Below are 18,385 nucleotides of genomic sequence, written 5' to 3' on the forward strand. Positions count from 1 at the left end.
TATTTTATGTCGATTTCTCTTCGAAGACGCTGGCGATGCAGTCTCGCTCGTCGAGGATCCCGGACCATTCATCCTGATGGTAAGCGGAGTCGTAGATCAGTGTGAAAGGACCTTGATAGCCAGCGGAGTTGGAAAGCTTAATGCAGCGAACATAATCCTCCTTATCGAGGCCTGCTGCTGAATATCGTCCCTTTGCGTGACAGAGTTCGGCGCGGCCCATGATCTTCGCTAGATCCTCGTATTTGCCGGCTCGCTCCCAGTTGCCGAAATCTCCATTGAGGCCGACTGTACCGTGCAGAGCATCGAGAATTCGGTTGACCTCCGCCGGCCCTGGCAGAAGATCGAACCAATTTTCGGCTGAGTTGGCGACACCCTTGAAGGCCGATCAGCGCGCAAGGAATAAGGATTTTGACGAGGGCTACAAATAACCAATTGAAATTCCCCGTAAATATCGGATTCTCCAGTCCGACGAACTAAACGATCTAGCCCTCAATTCGCGAAAATACTCAAGATGCGCAAAGGCCGGCCGACAGGAATCTCGGCAAGACGAAACAGCAGTTCGGATGATCCCATGAGCCAGGATTGGCTTCGGCGGTTCATCGCCGCCAATCTCCCGGTCATGCATGTTCCAGGTATCCCCGATATTTGCCTGCATAAAGCAGATCCACAAAGCGGGCTGCGACACCTCGCAGAACAAGATTCGCAATTCGGCTCACCGTACTGGGCGCATTACTGGGGAGGAGGTCTGGCTCTCGCCCGTTATCTTCTTGATAGGCCGGAAAGTGTGGCTGGTCGCCGCGTATTAGATCTGGGCGCCGGCTCGGGAATTGTCGGGGTTGCCGCTGCAAAGGCAGGCGCAGCGAAGGTATATGGCGCCGACATTGATCCCTATGCAATCGCAGCTATCGAGCTCAATGCCGCGCTCAATGATGTGACGATCGATACGGTACTCGCCGACCTGACGAAAAGCGAACCGCCTGACGTCGACGTCATATGCGTCGGGGATCTTTTCTATGAGGCAGCGCTTGCGGAGAGCGTCATCGCATTTCTGGACCGCTGCCTGGCTCGGGAAATCATGATTCTGATCGGTGATCCCTGGCGAGTTCATCTGCCGACATCGCGTCTCCGGCTCTTGGCAGAATACACGGTCCCAGATTTTGGCGAGATCACTGCAAAGACTCGCCCCGCCGGCGTTTTTGCGCTTGATTGAACAAAGTCACCAATCGGAGATATTGGTGCATCACAATGATCGCGGGTTCGGACCGCATCAGTGCGACGGCTCAGACTTTCATCTTGGCGCGCCTACGATTCCCGCGTTCCAGTCGCTTGGCCAGTTCGGCAAGTTCCGGGCTTGCCGCGTCGAAAACTGGCCGCGCATCGTCCGGCAGCCAATGTGTTTCATGTTTGAGTGCCTTCGGCCTTGCCCGGTCGAGACCGCCAGGCGCATTCGGCATCATTGGCGATATGCGCGACCAATCCGGTTCCTGAAGCATCGGTGAGGCAGCGAGAAGTACATCGGCCAACTTCTGGAACTTGCTGTGAATACGCCGTTCGGCCGTGCGCCGTACGCGCCCGGTCCGCGCGCAAAAATCCCGAAACGAACCAGCAATATAGGGCGCGGCAAGACAAATGGACCATCGCGAAAGCAGAATGCGCCGCTCCTCATCCTGGACGTGAACCCGGAGCCATTCCAGCAAAACCTCCTCTGCCCGACTGATGGCTGCAGCACTCGGCCGATAGCGAATGCGGATATCGGCGTGATCCATCGGTTCGGGCAAAACCTCCGGCCAAAGTGTCCGCATCCTGTCGGGCCGGATGCCGCGCACGTCGAGATGAACCATCGTATCGGCAGCTTCGACGAAACGTGCACGGACGATCAGGCTCAGGTCGGCAATCTCAGCCGCGCGACGGGACAGATCGTCAAACTGCAAGGCGGACCGGTGCATCAAGTCGTTTCTCCAATTCCTGATAAATCAGCGTTCGCAATGTCGCCCGAACGGGCCACGGCCGCCGCGCCACTGCATCCGTGCGCAATGTGGCAAGCGCTATATCATCGAAGGCACCCAAGAGATCACCTGGACGCTGCAGCGCCCAATCCTGGCGCTGCGCCAGGACATCGGATATGGCGCCGATCGTGTCCGACCAGAGTTCATCACGATTGCTCCCGGTTTGTCGGATGCATCGCAGAACAAAGACCAGATGACCGTCCCCGTAGCGGCCCCGGATTTCCTGCATCGTACCGCGCGCGTGGCTCTCCGCCGGTGCGCGGCGCCGATGGACGGGAACCAGCTTGATACCGAGCCCATCGAGAATAAGATCCAGCCTGCCTTTGGTCATGACAGTTCAACTCCTTTCGTCGGCGAATTTGTTGCCTCTTCCATCCATGGGCAGCTCACTAAGCGCTTCCAATCGTGGCGGTAGCGCTGGCCGATTTGGGTTTGAAGAAGGCCTCCGCCTTAGAAATCGCTTCCACCCTCGCCCCATCTCGGAGCATCGGCGTGTTGAGATAAGCAACCATCGCCTCGCCGGCTGCAGCCTTGGCAGCATCTTGCGTCGCAAAGACGATCGGTTCACCTCTCCTATCCCGGAGGACCTCATTTGTCGCTCGGTGAACCTTGCGAATCCAGCCGAGATGGCCGCCGGCAACGGCTTCTGTTCCGATTTGAAATTCGTTCATAGCAACCTCCCCCGACTCGCTTGGCCGGGTCCATCTCTAGAGTTTTCGATTGGGTTTTGACGTTTGGGTGCCCGCCTACCGCCTGCGCAGTTCCGCCGGCCGTGCCGGCTCTTTGGGCGCAAGCGTGGGGTCTTCGGCAATGCGGAAATGAATTTGGTCTCCCTCCGGAGCACCGAAGTCCTCATCCTCAAGGGATCTCATTGGCGATTTCCAAGTGACCGACTTTATCGCGATCACCATAGCGACAAAAAACAACGCCGCGCCGATACAGGCTAGAAGACCCTGAAGCATTTCAATCATGGCAGCGCCTCCTGACCAGCTGCTTCGGAAAAAGACCCGATCTTCGTCATTTCCGCAGGCTCGACGGCTGCATCACAACCCTCACAATGCAGCTCGATGATCTCCGCGATCGATAGAATTCGGAGGCATCCGGGGCACCCCCAAAAGCGATCGAAATATCCAGCCTGCGACACTGTCCTCCTGTTCCCATTGCCTGTGATCATAACTTCACCTCCAAAACATTGTCCGCCGCGTACTGCGCCGCGCCGCTCACCCGCCAAATAGCGTTTTGCGCCACAGGCATCTTGATAAACATAAATTATGTTTATAATAATGACCTTGTCAACATGATTTATGTCGGAAATTTTGCAAGGGTCAAAAGATGCAGAAATCCATGGGCGAACGACTAAGAGCGGCGCGCGAAGCCGCAAATTATCCATCAGCCACGAAGGCGGCAGAAGCGCTGGGCGTGAGCTTGTCCACCTATCGCGCGCATGAAAACGGTCAGAACGAATTCAGCGCCGAAGTCGCCAATCGCTATGCCAAGAAATTCGGCACGACCGCGGCTTATCTTCTCACCGGCGAAGGCCAGCGCAAAACCGCACGTCCGGCACCAAACATTGTCATGTCCTTCGATCCCGACGAGCAGGATCACGATGGATTTGCCGAGAGCGGCGACGAGCTCAGCTATAGCCGGGAACACTGGAAGCCGCAGATCGAAGGCGCAACACCGGAAGTGGACGTCAAGCTCGGCGCCGGTAGCGGCGTCGTCGGCGAAGTCATCAACCTCCCCGTCGGCTCAGGCAATGTCGCCGGGCATAAGATCGTCGCAGAATGGCTTATCCCCACCGGCTATCTGCGAAACGAGGCCAAGGCTTCCCCGAGCCACACGATCATCATGGAAGTCGTCGGCGATTCCATGCAGCCGACCTACATGCCCGGCGATCGCGTCATCGTCGATCTCTCACAGAACCAAATGACCACCGATACGGTCTATGCGATCAGCGACGGTTATACGGAGCCGCAGATCAAGCGCTTGCAGCGAGTTCCCTTTAGCCGGCCAAGCGAAGTCAAGATCATCTCCGACAATCCGGCACTGGAAACTTTTACCGTCGAATTGGACCGCTTGACGATCATCGGCCGGATCTGCGGTCATATCGCACGCAAATAAAACCAATTTTCTATTTGAGGCACGCGATAAACATAAATTATGTTGACATATATCATGTTGAATGGCAACTTCACCGAGAAGAGCCATTGGCCCTGAATGGAATGAGCCCGGACAAGAGCAGGATCTCGTCCGAAGTTAGCGAAACCGGACAGGCCAATTGCAACGATTGGAAAAGCCGCAAGGCCATCGAAGGAGAATGTCATTCATGCCGAGACAGCCGAATGCTTTCATAATCATACCGGCAGATGCCGTGAGGGGAGCCGGCGCTGCCGAGCTATCGTCGATCGCCAGGGCGGGAGAATGATGATGTACGCTTCAGAATTCTCCTGCGAATATTCATTTGATGAGCTTAGTATCCGTCTATGCGATCGTTGGGAAACCGGATTGCTGTTATACGGGCGTGCTGAGCTGACCTCGGCAGGAGCCGATTACGAGGACGAGTTCTATGTGTCGGCAATCAGACTGGATGGTGGTGCAAGACTGTCACGGCCGAATGCCTCGAACAATGCAGGCAGCTTCGAGTCCGAATTATTCCGGCGGATAGCAACGGTCATCGAAGACGACAGAACACAGGCGGGTCGTCACGCCGCCGAACTTTTCGTCTCTGCGTTGGAGCAATCTAGAGAAGCTGACTATGATCAAAACCACAAGTTCGAGCGGGAGAGAAAACTGGAAGCGCTCGTGACATACTGAGGTCCGCGACATACAAACATCGATATTCACCGGAGGTCGCTGAAACAATGAACGTTCCCCAGCACGAGCTTGAAGAGATCCGCCTGCTGGAGCAGAAGCTACATCTCCCGGAAATACGACGGTCGCCGGCAGTCGTGGCGGAATTGCTGGCCAAAGGCTTCGTTGAATTTGGCAGTTCCGGTACGGTTTACGACGATAGGGATGACCTGATCGCCGGTCTGGCTGCAGAAAAGAGGGAAGAAGCCGCTCCTCCCATTATTTCCAGCGACTATGCCTTTAGATCGATCTCCCCAGATGCTGTCCTCGTCACCTACAGAAGCATCCGGCGGGCCGGAGAGAGCAGTCCGGAGCGGCATACTTTACGGAGTTCGATTTGGCAGCGTATCGATGGGCGATGGCAGATGATCTTTCATCAGGGAACGCCAACGATTCCGCGGGATTGAACTAATCCGCGTGGCAACACCGCATTCGTAAGCCATGAGATCCTCGCGACTGGGGACGAGTGCTGCAAGACTAACGAAGCCCGGGCGCAGTATCGCTGGCTTTATCGTTCGTGAGGCCGAGATTATCCGCCATCCGAATGAGGTCGGCGACGGAGTCGGCCCGCATCTTGCGCATCGCCTGACCTCGATGAACCTTGACGGTGATTTCGCTGAGGCCGATCTCGGCAGCGATCTGCTTGTTGAGGAGACCTCGTGCGACGAGCGCCATCACCTCGCGTTCACGTGGCGTGAGTGTCGAAAATCGCTCATGAAGATCGACTTCCGCCGCCTGCTTGCGCAGCCGGATGCGATCGATTTCGAGCGCTTGCCTGATTGCATCCAGGAGATCCTGCTCACGGAACGGCTTCAAGAGAAACTCCACCGCCCCCGCTTTCATCGCCCTGACGGACATCGGCACGTCGCCGTGCCCGGTGAGAAAAATGATCGGGATTGCATATCCCATACGCGCAAGCTCATCCTGAAAATCAAGACCGCTCGCATCCGGCATCCTGACATCGAGCACGATGCAGGCTGGCCCCTCAGACCGAGAAGAAGCCAGGAAATTCCGCGGCGATGCAAAGGCACGCGTATCGTAGCCGACGGAGCGTAATAGGCTGTCCAGCCCATCGCGCACGGATGGATCGTCGTCGATCACGTAAACGGTCGGCTGCTGTCCTTGCATGCCCTACCCCTTTGCCTTTCCGCTCAGCGGCAAGGTGAAACCGAAGACGGCTCCGCGTGGAAAATTCGGCGCGGCATATATGGTCCCGCCATGCGCCTCGATAATGGATCGGCTGATGGCAAGCCCCATCCCCATGCCCTTCGGCTTGGTCGTGTAGAAGGCATCGAATATCCTGTCGAGCCTTTCGGCCGGGATGCCGCTGCCGGTATCGCGCACGCTGACGGTCACCTTTCGTTCGTCCGCGGCAGCGCTGACGAGCATCTCGCGCGTTTCCTCATCGACCTCCGCCAGAGCTTCGATCGCATTCATGACGAGATTGAGGATCACCTGCTGCAGCTGGACCCGGTCGCCGGCCATCAATGGTAGATCGCTCACCAATTCCGCGCGGAACAGGATTTTATTCCGTCGAATCTCGCTGCGAACGAGTTCCAGTACATCATTGATAGCCTCGACGAGATCGATCGCGTCGCTAGAGGGCGACGAGCGCGCCACGAGCCCGCGAACACGACCGATGACATCGCCTGCTCGCCCGGCATCCGCGACAATTCGCTCGATAGCGCGGCGGGCTTCGTCGTGATCGGCCGGTGTTGCGGACAGCCATCGAAGCGCGGCATTGCCGTTAGCGGCAATTGCGGTGATCGGCTGGCTGACTTCGTGGGCTATCGATGTGCCCAACTCACCGACGATCATGAGACGTGACATGCGTGCAAGCTCGGATTGCGCCTGCCTCGCCCTTGCATCAAGCATTTCGATCCTGATCGCCAGATAAGTGGTCGCGCCGATCGCGACTAAGCTAAGTGTACTGTTGATCAGGCCCGCCTGCGAAGCGCCGTGACGCGTCAGGAAATAGCTGATGACAGTCAAAGCAGCACATGCAATCCCGACTATCGCGATAGCGCCTGTCCGCCCCGAATAGACCGCCAGCAAGATGACGGATACATACAAAACGGCAAAGGCGATCTCCAGATCGGTGATCGTATCGCCGATAAAAATGAGAGCGGCAAGAACAGCAATGCCGAGCCAAAGCAAGGGCATCTCGAAGAGGTATTTCAAAAACTCGCGCCTCATCTCTAGCATCCCTGCATCACGGCTTCCGCAAGATTGCGTGCGGAAGCTGCAAACTGCCCGAACCGAAGCATCAAAACAACAACCGCGTTCTCCGGTGCCGAGAAAGCTGGCGACCCGCCGGATCTGATGCGCTAAGTCTTGGCTAGGCGGCCTGTCAAATCCTGGAATGCCATGAGCTGATCGCCGCCTCAACCGGCGGCGCCCTCTCGCGTTCGTTCCAGCGGGGTTTCAACTCGGGTTTTCCAGCGTGAACAGATCGGCGTTTTCGTCATAGGCGAAGTATTCCGCGTAGCGAGCCCAGTTCGTGACGGCCTTGATGGTGGTGTCGGCATAATCCTCGGACATGTGATCCTCCAGCTCATCGCGGAAGCGCCGTGCAGGTGCGCGGTGAGTCGGCCGTTCGTCGAGCACACGGCGAATATGTGCAGCCAACGGCACATAGGTCGCCAGGTGCTGTTCGAAGAGTTTCTTGCGTTCATCGACGTCGCTGTCGAAGAAACGCAAGCCCGGTGCCGTCAACTTAATGTCGCCCCCTTCCAGATCGGCAAAACGCAGGAGTTGAAGCGTTTCGGCGACCGGAAAGAGATCATCGATATCGAGATGCAGATGGGCCGCCAGCGGCGGCAGGTCGGCCTGCCCGCGATACGGTTCGGCGGCGACCGTTTCGATGAGACCGGACATGAGGTTGGTCGACACGCGCGGGAGCGCCATGGCAATACCCGTGCCGGGGAAAAGGCCTTCGCGCGACGGCGCATCGGTCTTTACCGTCATCCGCGCGTAGATGTCTTCGACGAGCATGCGGAAGGCCGGATCGAGACGATTGCGCGGCTGCGGCAAATCCACATGGATCTCCGCAATCACGCGGCCGGGATTCGACCCGAAGATCAGGATACGGTCGCACATCAGCACCGCTTCTTCGATATTGTGTGTCACCATGAGAACCGACTCGATCGGCATGCGGCCCTCGCACCACAGATCAAGCAGATCCGTGCGAAGCGTTTCTGCCGTCAGTACGTCGAGCGCAGAAAAGGGTTCATCCATCAGCAAAACCTTCGGCCGGACGACGAGCGCACGCGCAAGGCCGACGCGCTGGCGCATGCCGCCCGACAGCTCCTTCGGATAGGCGCTTTCGAAACCGTCTAGGCCGATGAGATCGATTGCAGCGAGCGCACGCTTGCGCCTCTCAGAAGAGGCAACACCTTGCGCCTCCAAGCCAAGCTCGACGTTTCGGAGGACGGTCAGCCAGGGAAAGAGCGCAAAGCTCTGGAAGACCACGGCAACATCGGGGTTGGGGCCGACGACCGGCCTGCCTTGGAAGGTGATGTCCCCTTTGCTCGGGCGGATCAGGCCGGCGATTGCACGCAGCAGCGTTGATTTGCCGGAACCGGAGCGGCCGAGCAGCCCAACGATTTCATTGGAATAGAGCTGAAGATCGACATTTTCGAGAACGACGAGCGAGCCGGAAGCTCCTTTGTCGTAAGCCTGGCACACCTGCTTGGCGAGAACCAGCGGTGCATTCTTTACAATATCGAGCTTCCTGGAGATGACAGCGTTTTCCATATTCGGTTCTCCGATCTTGAATTAATCGAGGCGCATGCGGCGTTCGGCGAAGACGTAAAGCGGCCGCCAGAGTGTTCTGTTGAAGAGCGTCACGAAGATCGACATGACGACGATACCAAGGATGACGCGCGGAAAATCGCCCGCCTCAGTCGCCCTCGCGATGTATGATCCAAGTCCGAAGGCTTCGAGTTTCGTGTTGCCCCAGCTCGCCAGTTCAGCGACGATGCTGGCGTTCCAGGAACCGCCGGAAGCGGTCAGCGCTCCCGTGACGTAGTAAGGGAATATCCCCGGCAACATCACTCGCCGCCACCAGGTCCACGAGCGCAGCCGGTAAACCGAGGATACCTCCCGCAGATCGGTAGGGAATGCACTCGCGCCGGCAATCACGTTGAACAGGATGTACCATTGCGTGCCGAGGACCATCAGCGGCGACAGCCAGATGTTCGGACTGGCGCCCGTCGCAACGATCGCAACCACTGCAACGGGAAAGAGTACGTTGGCCGGAAAGGCCGCCAGGAACTGCGCCAGAGGCTGGACGCGCTCGGCAACAGCTGGACGCAAGCCGATCCAGACGCCGATCGGAACCCAGATGACGCTGGCGACTGCAATGAGAACGACAACGCGAATGAGCGTCACGAACCCACCGGCAAAAGCAATCCAGACATCAGCCAAGGAGAGCGTCTGGCTGAGATAGGAAACCGCATCCCCGATACTCCAGGCACCAATGACGGCGATCAGCGCATACCAGGCGATGTCGATAGCCCAGCTGACGGCTCGCTGCCCGCCGCGCTCTCTTGCGACGGCTCGCGACGTCGGTGGCAACCGCAGGAGCATCAGCCGACCCCATGCAGCGGCCAAAGGCGTGGTCACGTATTTCAGGAGTCGCGTGCGGCGGATCAGCGAATAGACCCAGGAGCGCGGCTTCTGCTGCCCGGCCGTCTGCTCGAAGCGGAACTTGTCTGCCCACGCGACAATCGGGCGAAAAAGCAGCTGATCGTAAAGAAGGATGACAACTGCCATGGCGAGCACAGCCCAGCCTACGGCGGTGAAATCCTGCTTGTCGATCGCAACCGCCAGCCACGAACCCAGACCTGGAAGCTGCACGGTGGTGTTACCCACCGTGATCGCTTCGGATGCAACCACGAAGAACCAGCCGCCGGACATCGACATCATCGTGTTCCAGACGAGACCGGGCGCCGCAAAGGGAGCCTCCAGCCGCCAGAAACGTTGCCAGCTCGACAGGCGAAATCCACGGCTGACCTCATCGAGGTCACGCGGAACCGTCCGCAGCGACTGATAGAAGGAGAAAGCCATATTCCATGCCTGGCTGGTGAAGATCGCGAAGATCGACGCACATTCTGCGCCGAGCTGACTTCCGGGGAAAAGCCCCATGAAGAAGGTCACCGTGAAGGTCAAAAAGCCGAGCACCGGCACCGATTGCAGAATGTCGAGGGCCGGAATGATGATCTTCTCGGCGCGGCGGCTCTTTGCGGCAAGCGTCGCGACGACGAAGGTGAAAATGAGGGAGGCGATGATGGCCGCCATCATCCGCAAAGTCGTGCGCAGGGCGTATTCGGGCAGATAGGCCGGGTCGAGCGACAGCGGTACCGTGGACAGGCCAGCCAGCGGCGCGCGCATCTCGGCTATACCATGAAGTGCGAGATAGGCGGCAGCGGCAATGAAAGCGAATGCGGCGAGATCATAGCCATTCGGCAGGATACGCGCACCCGCCAACGCAGCGACGGCACTACGCCCGCGTCGATCGTTAGCAAGGAAAACCATGTGATAACCCTTTGAAAACAGGAATTTTTAGCCAGGGTGCGACGTAGGCGCCGCATAGCGACGCCACAGGTACTTCTTTCGGAAGGAACGGTTTAGGCCGCGCGACGGCTGCCATCCTCATCAAGGAAAGGCCCGCTTTCCGTCGTCCAAAAGCACTCAAGCTTCCCGGTATGGGAATTGATGTGCCAAATGGCGATCAGCCGCGGACGCTGCAGCGATACGGAACGTTCTGCCGGACGGCTGCCGGTCGAAACGGCAAAAGCGTTCGGGGCGGAAAACTTGGTTGCGAACCTGCGTCCGCGGAAAAGAACGATGTTGTTCATGGCTCACCTCATCGGCCCGCCTAACGGCAGATTCGAAGGGCGAGCCGGACAGGCTAAGCCCGACCGACGCTCGCCCGGCAAATGCCGGCAGCGGTCCAGGCTGTTGCGATGACCGTCCGGATGCAGCATGACGCCACAACCGGACAGCGACTAGGGTAGCTATCCATTGGTTTCTTGATCTGTTGGTTTCGTAAGCCTTCGCCTGATGTTGCGAAGACATGGCCGTAGTGTCACAGCCGCGAAGAGCGGTCAATCAGGCAATGGTGCACCGCCATTATACCAAAGTATAAGCCGTAGGCTTTGTTGGCGAATGGACCGATAGGGGCAATAAAATCCTGACCCTAATTGAAGTTACCACTTCTGTAGCGGGGAAGTATCTGGAGGCCGGGAGCTCTCTAACACTGCGTTGGTCACTAATTTTCCGACCGCCAATAGTTGCGGGGAAGATGGAATTTAGCCGATCAGGACTGTTTTCTTAACGGACCCGCATCGGAAACGAGCTCGCCAGACGTCGAATGAATGTCGGAAAACTGAGCTTTTGTGCAACAATAACTTTCGAAATTAAAGCTCGAGAATAGTTCATTTGCAAATATTTGTGCGTTGCATCAGGAATATATAATCGATTCCACTGTCATTTCGCCGTTTATCCAGACGGAGCGCGAAAGGCGGCCGCGGTTATATATCTGAAGCAATATAGAAGGCGCGATGAAATTTTTACTCAGAACTTTTGGTGAAATCGCTCTTCTGGATGACGGCGAACATCAAATAAATTTCCCCAAGAAGGCGCTTCTGATTATTGCCTATCTGCTCGCGAACAATAGAAAATCCTTCAGCAGAACAAATATGGCGAGATTTCTCTGGGGCGATGGCGACTTGGCGAATTCGCTGACAAATCTTCGCAAGCTGGTCTCTCGTATCAAAAGCCGACAATCGGAATTGAATACCGAATTTCTGGCCTTTGACGATACGGATATTTACCTGGTAACCGGCTCGCTCAAAAGCGACATCTTCCCGGCCGGCGCAGACACGTCCAAGGATCCGATAAAGAGCCTTGCTCGCTTGATCGAGGCCCTGCAATCAAAGTTCATGGAGCGGGCCAACTGTCAGACCAGAGCCTTCATCGACTGGCGAGAGGGCGAAAGAAAGCGCCACTTTGCGATCTTGAAGGAAACACTGGATGCGGCGGTGAAGCTTCCGATAGCGACCAGCGATGTCGCACTCATCAAGGAGGCAGCTCTCCTTCTTTTCGAAGCCGAGCCGCAGGACATTGCAACGCATCGTATATTATTGAAGGCTTTCGATGCCGAGGGCGGTCTGGAACAACTCAAACGCATATTTACGCAACGTAAGGATCTCGCCTCATCATGGCCGGCGCTCCTTCGGGCATCCTCTCGCTCATCAATATCGGCCGCTGCGCCGCATTCGACCGCCATATCCGAACAGGATATCCCTTTGCGGACGATCTCGCGCATTCCACGTCTCGCATTGCTGCCGCCCGCCAGCGGCAGTACCGATGACATGGCAACCATGCTCGCGTCCTCCCTGATCGAAGATATCATCCTGGGCTTCAGCGCACTGCATAGCCTGAGAGTGATCGCCCCCTACTCCGCTGCTCAGATTGGACGCCAAAGCGGCGATCAAACCACGCTTTTCGACCGATACGACATCAATTACGTCTTGGAGAGCCGATTAATCGGGCCGAAGGAAGATCCCACGCTCTTTACGCAGCTCATTTCATTGCCAGGCAGCAAGATTCTGTGGGCGAAGCATTTCTCCTTCGCTAAACCGGATCTTGCGCGCTACAAGCGCGAAATCTCGCAGGAGATCGTGCGCATCTCCGTCGCGAAGGTCGAGCATCATGAATTGGCGCGCATATATTTTGAGCCAAGCCCTGTCGCGTATCACCGATACCTTGTCGGGCTGCAATATCTCGATCGCCCTACCCTGCCCAACCTGACGCACGCCCGCAAGGAGCTGAAAGCCGCGCTGCGCCATAGCGCCGATTTTGTACCGGCCCTCGGCTCCCTTGCCCGCACCTATTCCAAGGAATGGCGGTTAACCCCGCGCGGCGAGCACCAACTGCTGAAGTCGGCCGAAGATTTTGCCGAACGCGCCATCTCGGTTCGCAACGATTTGTCGGACGGCTATCGCGAGCTGGGCGTCGCCAAGCTTTTTCTGGGTTCTATCGACAGCAGCGTAGAAGCGTTGGAAATAGCGGAGACCCTCAGTCCGCATAACGCCGATATTATTGCCGACCATGCTGACACGCTGGTCCACTTTTCCCGGCCCGGCCTGGCTCTCGAAAAAATCCAGCGGGCCATGGATCTCAATCCCATAAATCCGGATGTCTATCTCTGGATCGCCGCCCGAGCGAATTATGCCCTGAACCAGTTCCAGACCGTACTCGATTATATCGGCCGAATGATCGATCCAAGGCAAGCGGACGGGCTTGCCGCAGCGAGCTGGGCAATGCTCGGCAATCAGGATGAAGCCCGCGCACTCGTTCGTCGCGTCCGCGAGAACAATCCTGCTTTCGACGTCGATGAATGGCTATCGCTCGTCCCCGTGAAGGAGCGATGGCACAAGGACCTGTATCGAGAAGGTCTCAAAAAGGCAGGATTTTGAACGCTGAAGCCTCCTAGCCGTAGATCTTGGCAACCCTCCCTGAGGTAGATCGAACGTAGACATCATCGACGCCACCAAGACTGGCGATCTTCATTTTCTTGTTACGGAATATGGAAAGCCGTTTTCTGTTCCAGGATTTGGTAATTGGTTTTGGGACGCCGCGAGAAAAGCGAGGATTGAAAAAATACTCACGGGCTGAGGAAGTTGGCAGCAACGATGGCCGCCAATGGTGGGGCGACTGCCTACGAACTGATGAGCCAATTCGGTTGGACCAACTCTAAGCAGGCGGAAGTTTACACCAAGGGGCTGATAGAGCTCGCCTTGGAGTAAAGGCTTCTCGCATCGTTTCTGAACAGTTGGCGAACGAACTTGCCCCCCATGTGAATCTGGCGAGGGGAATGTTGCCGAAAATGAAACAAAATGAATTGGTTAAAAAATGACTGGTGGGCCCGGAGGGACTCGAACCCCCAACCAAGCGGTTATGAGCCGCCGGCTCTAACCATTGAGCTACAGGCCCGGGCGCAGCAAAAGACGTTGCGCTTGCAGTTCCGGAGCAATGGTTCTCCGAAGCCGACTTGGCTCTAACCCAATTTCTCTTTTCCGACAAGGGACTGCCGTAATACCTTCACAATGAATCCGCAAAAGCTCATCTTGAGGGATCATCAACCAAGGAACGAACCATGCTTCTGACGAAAACCAGAGATTTTGCTCTTGCCGCTCTTGTTAGCGCCACTTTTTTCGTGCCGGCGGCTGCTGCCTTTGCCGAAGATGGCAAGCCGCGCGAGGCCGTCATCACTGTCACCGGCGAGGGACATGCGGCGATCGCGCCGGATATGGCTGTGGTGACGCTGTCGGTCGTTCAACAGGCCAAGGCTGCGCAGGACGCTCTCGATCAGAACAACAAGGCCATGGGTGCCGTGCTGGCAACGCTGAAGGAAAGCGGCATTGCCGAACGCGACCTGCAGACCTCCGGCTTTTCGATTCAGCCGCAATATACCTACCCGAACGACAAGGACGGCCACAACCAGCCGCCGGTTCTGAACGGCTATCAGGTAACGAACGGCCTGACCGTTCGCGTGCGCGATCTCTCCAAGCTGGGCGGATTGCTTGACCAGGCGGTTAAGCTCGGCATCAACCAGGGCGGCGATATCCAGTTCACCAACGACAAGCCGGATACCGTACTCGAAGACGCACGAAAGAAGGCCGTCGCCGATGCCGCCGCCAAGGCAAAGACCCTGACGGATGCCGCCGGTGTCAAACTCGGCCGTATCATCGCCATTCATGACGGCGTCGTTGCTGCACCGCCTCAGCCCTATATGCGCGCCATGGCTGCATCCGCACCTATGGACAAGGCCGTCCCTGTCGCAACCGGCGAGAACGAATACAACGCATCGGTGAGCATCACCTACGCGATCCAGCCGTAGACAAAACAAAACCGCCCTTCGCTCAGATCCCATCGGATCGCGCAAAGGGCGGTTCCGCGGCCCCCGCCAAAGGCGAAAAGGTCAGAGAACGAAAAACGGGCGCTCTGTGCGCCCGTTTTGCTTGTCAGCGGCCCAGAAGCGGGCAGCCGCGAACATTGGCAAACATCATCGTATCCGGACCGCGGCGACCGAAGCCGTCAACGATGACACGGCGCGGCGTCACATCCACGACGCGGGCGCGGCGCAGACCATAGCTGCGTGCAACATCCACGGCCTGACGGGGATCGCAGCCACGCCGATCAAAACGCGGCGGCGGACGATCATAATCCGGCGGCGGCGGGCGATGGCGGCCCGGGTTCACATAAATATCCACCCCTTGTGCAGAGGCAAAATCCGCAGTGCCCGACAATGCAGTCACCGCGACACAGACAGCGACCCCCAACTTTGCCAGCATTTGTCTCATTGTGTTCTCCGTGAAGCAGAAAGCCTCTCTCTCATGCCAGCGATTAGCGCTGAACGAGTGCCCGAGAGGTAAAGGCAGATGCTGAATGAGCTCGGAATCAGCCATTCATCCATTACTCAGCTACAATGAACGCTAAGGGGAAACCAGAGGGCCGATAGTAGCATAGAGCTAAAATAAAGCCGCCTCTCTTTTGGAGACGGCTTCAAATTCATCACATAGATGTGGAAAACCTCGGTACGCAGCAATCAGCGGCGGATCAACGGGCAACCCGGCGCATTAGCGAACACAACGCGATCCGGGCCACGGCGGCCGAAGCCTTCGACCACGACGCGGCGCGGCGTGATATTGTCGATGCGGGCGCGGCGCAGGCCCATGTCGCGTGCTTTCTCAACAGCGAGACGGGGCGAGCACATGCGGCCGCGCGGGTGATCATAGCGAGCCTGCTGGATGCCAGGATGGAAGTCGTTGGCCGATGCCGTCATGGTGGTGGCGGACATGGCGCCGAATGCCATGAGAGCTGCAATACCTGCCTTGGCGAAAAGATTGGTCATGGTGTTTCTCCTTCAAATCCTTGCTGCGGATCGTTGCAATCCCCTTATTGGTCGCTCATTGGTAAACGCCCTTGGGATTGGGGCCACGTTAGGTCAGCCAAGCTGAACCGAACACGAATTGGCCGTTCAGATTGTATTCACGACGGTTAACAATCAGTTGACGAGAGAAGGCGCGCTGTTCAACCAGAAAAATGCAGCACGATCTCGCGGCGATGTGGTCGGTCGCGATGCTCGAAAAGATAGATCCCCTGCCAGGTGCCGAGCGCCAGCCGACCGTTCATCACCGGAATCCCGATGGAGACCTGCATCAGCGCAGCCTTGATATGCGCCGGCATATCGTCCGGCCCCTCCATCGTGTGCACGATCCAGCGCATCGACGGATCTGAGGATGGCGGCACGAGCCGGCTGAAGAAGGCCTTGAGATCGGTCTTGACATCGGGATCGGCATTTTCCTGAACCAGAAGGGAACAGGAGGTGTGGCGCACGAAGACAGTCAGAAGCCCCTCACCGCCTGCCGCTACTGAGCGGACGAATTTCGCCACCTGATCGGTGAATTCATAGAGCCCCTGACCATGGGTCGAGAGCGTGACAACGGTTTGTGGCATGGTATCCCCGAACATGACGATAGCGATGCGCATCAGGTCGGGCGCAGTGGCCGGATGTCAAGTCCGGCCTCTGCTCGGACTAAAGCTCGATGGCGACCTTGAAGCCGCCATAGATCATGCGCTTGCCGTCAAAGGGCATGTTTTCCATCTCATCCTTCAACCGGGGATCGGCCATGACCTTGGCCAATATCGAATCGCGGCTTTGCCGTGATTCATAGGTGATCCATGAAAACACCACGACCTCGTCTTCCGTTGCCTGAACGGCACGCGGAAAGGAGGTGAGTTCGCCATAGGGAACATCGTCGCCTATGGCCTCGACGTAGCTGAGTGCGCCATATTCACGCCAGACCGCCCCGGCTCTTTGCGCCAGCACCTTGTACGCCTCGATCTTGTCTTTCGGCACAGCGACGATGAAACCATCGACATAGGACATTTCAGCCTCCTCTGTTCTATGTTCACCTTCAAAGGACGATCGACCACAACCGGATCCGACATCGGCAGCAGATATATTCCGCACGCTTCCGAGCGGTCGGAATGAATGCGCCGAAGTAACACGCGGGGGAAATGCCAATGGCTATAGAATACAGGGATAATCCGGATCTGGGAAACGAGGCGCTCAATGCCCTGTGGGCGACCGCCTGGAACACTCCCCACCCACGGGACTTCCAGCCCATCCTTTCCCGAAATCTCGCCCATGTCGGCGCATTCGCTGGCACGAGACTGGTCGGCTTCGTCAATGTCGCCTGGGACGGCGGCATTCATGCCTTTATTCTCGATACCTGTGTCGATCCGGAATTGCGGCGCAGAGGCATAGCAAGCGCTCTCGTCGAGCGGGCGAAAACCCTGGCCAGCGAACGTGGCGCGGAATGGCTCCATGTCGATTTCGAGCCGCATCTCAGCGGCTTTTATCGAGGGCTCGGTTTTGCTCCCACTGAGGCCGGTCTCATTCGGCTGCGCGATTAACAGACCATCTCCCACTAGTCCGGCGAACGAACCTGCGCGAGCAGCCAGTTGCGGAACAGGGCCGCAGCCGGGTTCAGCAAGGCGTTCGGCGGATAGACCAGGCTATAGCTGACGGCAGCCGGCTGCACCTCGACAAAGCATCTCACCAGCTTTTTCTCGGCGAGATCGCGTGCCACCAGCGAGCTTCGCACGAGAGCAAAGCCGCGGCCCTGTCGGCAAGCCTCCAGCATCTCGGCAAAGGAATCGAAGAGAGGCGCCTCCTCCACAGCCCGTGCGATATCGAAACGCACGCCGTCCTCGCCGCCGCTCTCGCCAATCACCTGCTCGTGCCAGCGCTGCCAATCGAGAATCGTATGCCGCATGCCGGAATAGCGCAGAAGCGGAGCAGCCCTTATGGCCCAGCGCGGCGGCAGTCGTTTGGACAGTTCCGGCGAACTGACGACGAACTCCTCGTCCGTCAGTAGCTCTTCATGGGTGAAAGCCGCGTCGGCACGGCCGAGCCAGATGGCGAGATCGGTACCTCGAGGCTGAAAATCCGGGCACTGGTAGCCGACAGCCAGCTTCACCTCGATGTTCGGATGACGCTGGCAAAAATCCGGCAGCCGCACCGCCAGCCACTGGCTGGAAAACTCCGGCGAGACGGAGACCGCGACGCTGCGAACCGAAATACTCGCGCGCGCTTGGTACAGTGCCGCCTCCAGCTCCGCGATCACGCCTGAGATTGCTGGGTGCAGGCGCGCACCCAACGGCGTCAGCCGCGCCCCATTTCGGCCTCGGTCGAACAAGCGCCCACCGATCCATCCTTCCAGCTGTGCAAGCTGATGGCTGACGGCGGTCTGCGTCTGCCCTATCCGCTCCGCGGCACTGCCGAAGCCACCGGTCTCGGCAATGGCGCAGAATGTCTGAAGCACCGAGAGCGGTGGCAACGGCCTCTTTCCCATGAAAATCCCTCATGCTTTGTAGCCTGAGGATTCATTATACATCGCTCTATTCTAGGCGCACCTATCTACTGACCAAGCACTTCGAGGTCACAGATA

21 protein-coding genes, 1 tRNA gene and 1 pseudogene are annotated in these 18,385 nt (G+C 57.7%); 7 read left to right on the forward strand and 16 right to left on the reverse strand.

The genetic code is table 11. From position 1 onward, the window contains the following. Positions 1-4: 4 nt before the first annotated feature. A pseudogene (locus ACK83U_RS09435) lies at positions 5-373 on the reverse strand (sugar phosphate isomerase/epimerase); the annotation flags it as partial. A gap of 198 nt (positions 374-571) precedes the next feature. Between ACK83U_RS09435 and ACK83U_RS09440 the strand changes: the two are divergent. Beyond that, positions 572-1,210 carry a class I SAM-dependent methyltransferase gene (locus ACK83U_RS09440; RefSeq protein WP_183709558.1) on the forward strand — a complete coding sequence of 213 codons (639 nt, stop codon included), beginning with the start codon at positions 572-574 and terminating at the stop codon, positions 1,208-1,210. A gap of 70 nt (positions 1,211-1,280) precedes the next feature. On the opposite strand, the gene ACK83U_RS09445 is transcribed toward ACK83U_RS09440, so the two are convergent. From ACK83U_RS09445 to ACK83U_RS09460, 4 genes are all read right to left on the reverse strand, one after another. Continuing rightward, the gene (locus ACK83U_RS09445) at positions 1,281-1,946 is read right to left on the reverse strand and encodes a DUF6362 family protein (RefSeq protein WP_112605095.1); all 666 of its coding nucleotides are present in this window, start codon (positions 1,944-1,946) and stop codon (positions 1,281-1,283) included. Next, on the reverse strand, positions 1,921-2,337 hold the full coding sequence (locus ACK83U_RS09450; RefSeq protein ID WP_112334391.1) for a hypothetical protein: 417 nt from the start codon (positions 2,335-2,337) through the stop codon (positions 1,921-1,923). Before ACK83U_RS09450 ends, ACK83U_RS09445 begins: the two co-directional genes overlap by 26 nt. A gap of 58 nt (positions 2,338-2,395) precedes the next feature. Next, entirely contained in the window at positions 2,396-2,677 is a 282-nt protein-coding gene (locus ACK83U_RS09455) for a hypothetical protein (protein WP_112399018.1), read from the reverse strand. 75 nt (positions 2,678-2,752) lie between these two features. After that, positions 2,753-2,977: a hypothetical protein gene (locus tag ACK83U_RS09460; RefSeq protein ID WP_112605090.1), complete on the reverse strand. Its 225-nt coding sequence runs from the start codon at positions 2,975-2,977 to the stop codon at positions 2,753-2,755. A gap of 361 nt (positions 2,978-3,338) precedes the next feature. Between ACK83U_RS09460 and ACK83U_RS09465 the strand changes: the two genes are divergently transcribed. The 3 genes from ACK83U_RS09465 to ACK83U_RS09475 all read left to right on the forward strand — a co-directional run bounded on the left by ACK83U_RS09465 (position 3,339) and on the right by ACK83U_RS09475 (position 5,263). Beyond that, complete coding sequence (locus ACK83U_RS09465; protein WP_015340459.1) at positions 3,339-4,127, forward strand: XRE family transcriptional regulator; 789 nt, start codon at positions 3,339-3,341, stop codon at positions 4,125-4,127. 306 nt (positions 4,128-4,433) lie between these two features. Next, the gene (locus ACK83U_RS09470; protein WP_246779863.1) at positions 4,434-4,820 is read left to right on the forward strand and encodes a hypothetical protein; all 387 of its coding nucleotides are present in this window, start codon (positions 4,434-4,436) and stop codon (positions 4,818-4,820) included. A gap of 47 nt (positions 4,821-4,867) precedes the next feature. Further along, positions 4,868-5,263 carry a DUF4440 domain-containing protein gene (locus tag ACK83U_RS09475; protein WP_112605084.1) on the forward strand — a complete coding sequence of 132 codons (396 nt, stop codon included), beginning with the start codon at positions 4,868-4,870 and terminating at the stop codon, positions 5,261-5,263. Positions 5,264-5,333: 70 nt separating this feature from the next. On the opposite strand, the gene ACK83U_RS09480 is transcribed toward ACK83U_RS09475, so the two are convergent. The 5 genes from ACK83U_RS09480 to ACK83U_RS09500 form a co-directional block, all read right to left on the reverse strand. Beyond that, complete coding sequence (locus ACK83U_RS09480; RefSeq protein WP_112334384.1) at positions 5,334-5,984, reverse strand: response regulator transcription factor; 651 nt, start codon at positions 5,982-5,984, stop codon at positions 5,334-5,336. 3 nt (positions 5,985-5,987) lie between these two features. Then, positions 5,988-7,052: an ATP-binding protein gene (locus ACK83U_RS09485; protein ID WP_112605081.1), complete on the reverse strand. Its 1,065-nt coding sequence runs from the start codon at positions 7,050-7,052 to the stop codon at positions 5,988-5,990. 228 nt (positions 7,053-7,280) lie between these two features. Continuing rightward, positions 7,281-8,612: an AAA-associated domain-containing protein gene (locus ACK83U_RS09490; RefSeq protein ID WP_112605078.1), complete on the reverse strand. Its 1,332-nt coding sequence runs from the start codon at positions 8,610-8,612 to the stop codon at positions 7,281-7,283. Positions 8,613-8,633: 21 nt separating this feature from the next. Further along, positions 8,634-10,394, reverse strand: a complete 1,761-nt coding sequence (locus ACK83U_RS09495) for an ABC transporter permease (RefSeq protein WP_112605075.1) — start codon at positions 10,392-10,394, stop codon at positions 8,634-8,636. A gap of 92 nt (positions 10,395-10,486) precedes the next feature. Further along, the gene (locus ACK83U_RS09500) at positions 10,487-10,717 is read right to left on the reverse strand and encodes a hypothetical protein (protein ID WP_112605072.1); all 231 of its coding nucleotides are present in this window, start codon (positions 10,715-10,717) and stop codon (positions 10,487-10,489) included. An 843-nt stretch (positions 10,718-11,560) separates the two neighbouring features. On the opposite strand from ACK83U_RS09500, the gene ACK83U_RS09505 reads away from it, so the two are divergent. Then, positions 11,561-13,342 (forward strand): hypothetical protein, encoded by a 1,782-nt coding sequence (locus ACK83U_RS09505; protein WP_412474826.1) that lies wholly within the window; start codon positions 11,561-11,563, stop codon positions 13,340-13,342. A 441-nt stretch (positions 13,343-13,783) separates the two neighbouring features. Here the strand turns inward: ACK83U_RS09505 and ACK83U_RS09510 are convergent. Then, positions 13,784-13,859: transfer RNA gene (locus tag ACK83U_RS09510), tRNA-Ile, on the reverse strand. Between the two features lie 163 nt (positions 13,860-14,022). Here ACK83U_RS09510 and ACK83U_RS09515 point away from each other — a divergent pair. Next, the gene (locus tag ACK83U_RS09515) at positions 14,023-14,766 is read left to right on the forward strand and encodes an SIMPL domain-containing protein (RefSeq protein WP_112605066.1); all 744 of its coding nucleotides are present in this window, start codon (positions 14,023-14,025) and stop codon (positions 14,764-14,766) included. A gap of 124 nt (positions 14,767-14,890) precedes the next feature. On the opposite strand, the gene ACK83U_RS09520 is transcribed toward ACK83U_RS09515, so the two are convergent. From ACK83U_RS09520 to ACK83U_RS09535, 4 genes are all read right to left on the reverse strand, one after another. Then, complete coding sequence (locus ACK83U_RS09520; RefSeq protein ID WP_112334374.1) at positions 14,891-15,229, reverse strand: hypothetical protein; 339 nt, start codon at positions 15,227-15,229, stop codon at positions 14,891-14,893. Positions 15,230-15,474: 245 nt separating this feature from the next. Then, positions 15,475-15,780 carry a hypothetical protein gene (locus ACK83U_RS09525; protein ID WP_112411637.1) on the reverse strand — a complete coding sequence of 102 codons (306 nt, stop codon included), beginning with the start codon at positions 15,778-15,780 and terminating at the stop codon, positions 15,475-15,477. A 179-nt stretch (positions 15,781-15,959) separates the two neighbouring features. Then, positions 15,960-16,385 carry a secondary thiamine-phosphate synthase enzyme YjbQ gene (locus tag ACK83U_RS09530; RefSeq protein ID WP_112605643.1) on the reverse strand — a complete coding sequence of 142 codons (426 nt, stop codon included), beginning with the start codon at positions 16,383-16,385 and terminating at the stop codon, positions 15,960-15,962. Between the two features lie 79 nt (positions 16,386-16,464). Beyond that, the gene (locus ACK83U_RS09535; protein WP_112605063.1) at positions 16,465-16,818 is read right to left on the reverse strand and encodes a DUF1428 domain-containing protein; all 354 of its coding nucleotides are present in this window, start codon (positions 16,816-16,818) and stop codon (positions 16,465-16,467) included. A gap of 137 nt (positions 16,819-16,955) precedes the next feature. Between ACK83U_RS09535 and ACK83U_RS09540 the strand changes: the two genes are divergently transcribed. Continuing rightward, complete coding sequence (locus tag ACK83U_RS09540) at positions 16,956-17,348, forward strand: GNAT family N-acetyltransferase (RefSeq protein ID WP_412474827.1); 393 nt, start codon at positions 16,956-16,958, stop codon at positions 17,346-17,348. A 14-nt stretch (positions 17,349-17,362) separates the two neighbouring features. On the opposite strand, the gene ACK83U_RS09545 is transcribed toward ACK83U_RS09540, so the two are convergent. Continuing rightward, a complete protein-coding gene (locus tag ACK83U_RS09545) occupies positions 17,363-18,289 on the reverse strand; it encodes a LysR substrate-binding domain-containing protein (RefSeq protein WP_112605057.1) in 927 nt (308 codons plus the stop codon). Positions 18,290-18,385 lie beyond the last annotated feature (96 nt).

Origin of the sequence: Rhizobium sp. WW22 (assembly GCF_047041135.1) — a bacterium.
Classification (GTDB): Bacteria; Pseudomonadota; Alphaproteobacteria; order Rhizobiales; family Rhizobiaceae; genus Rhizobium.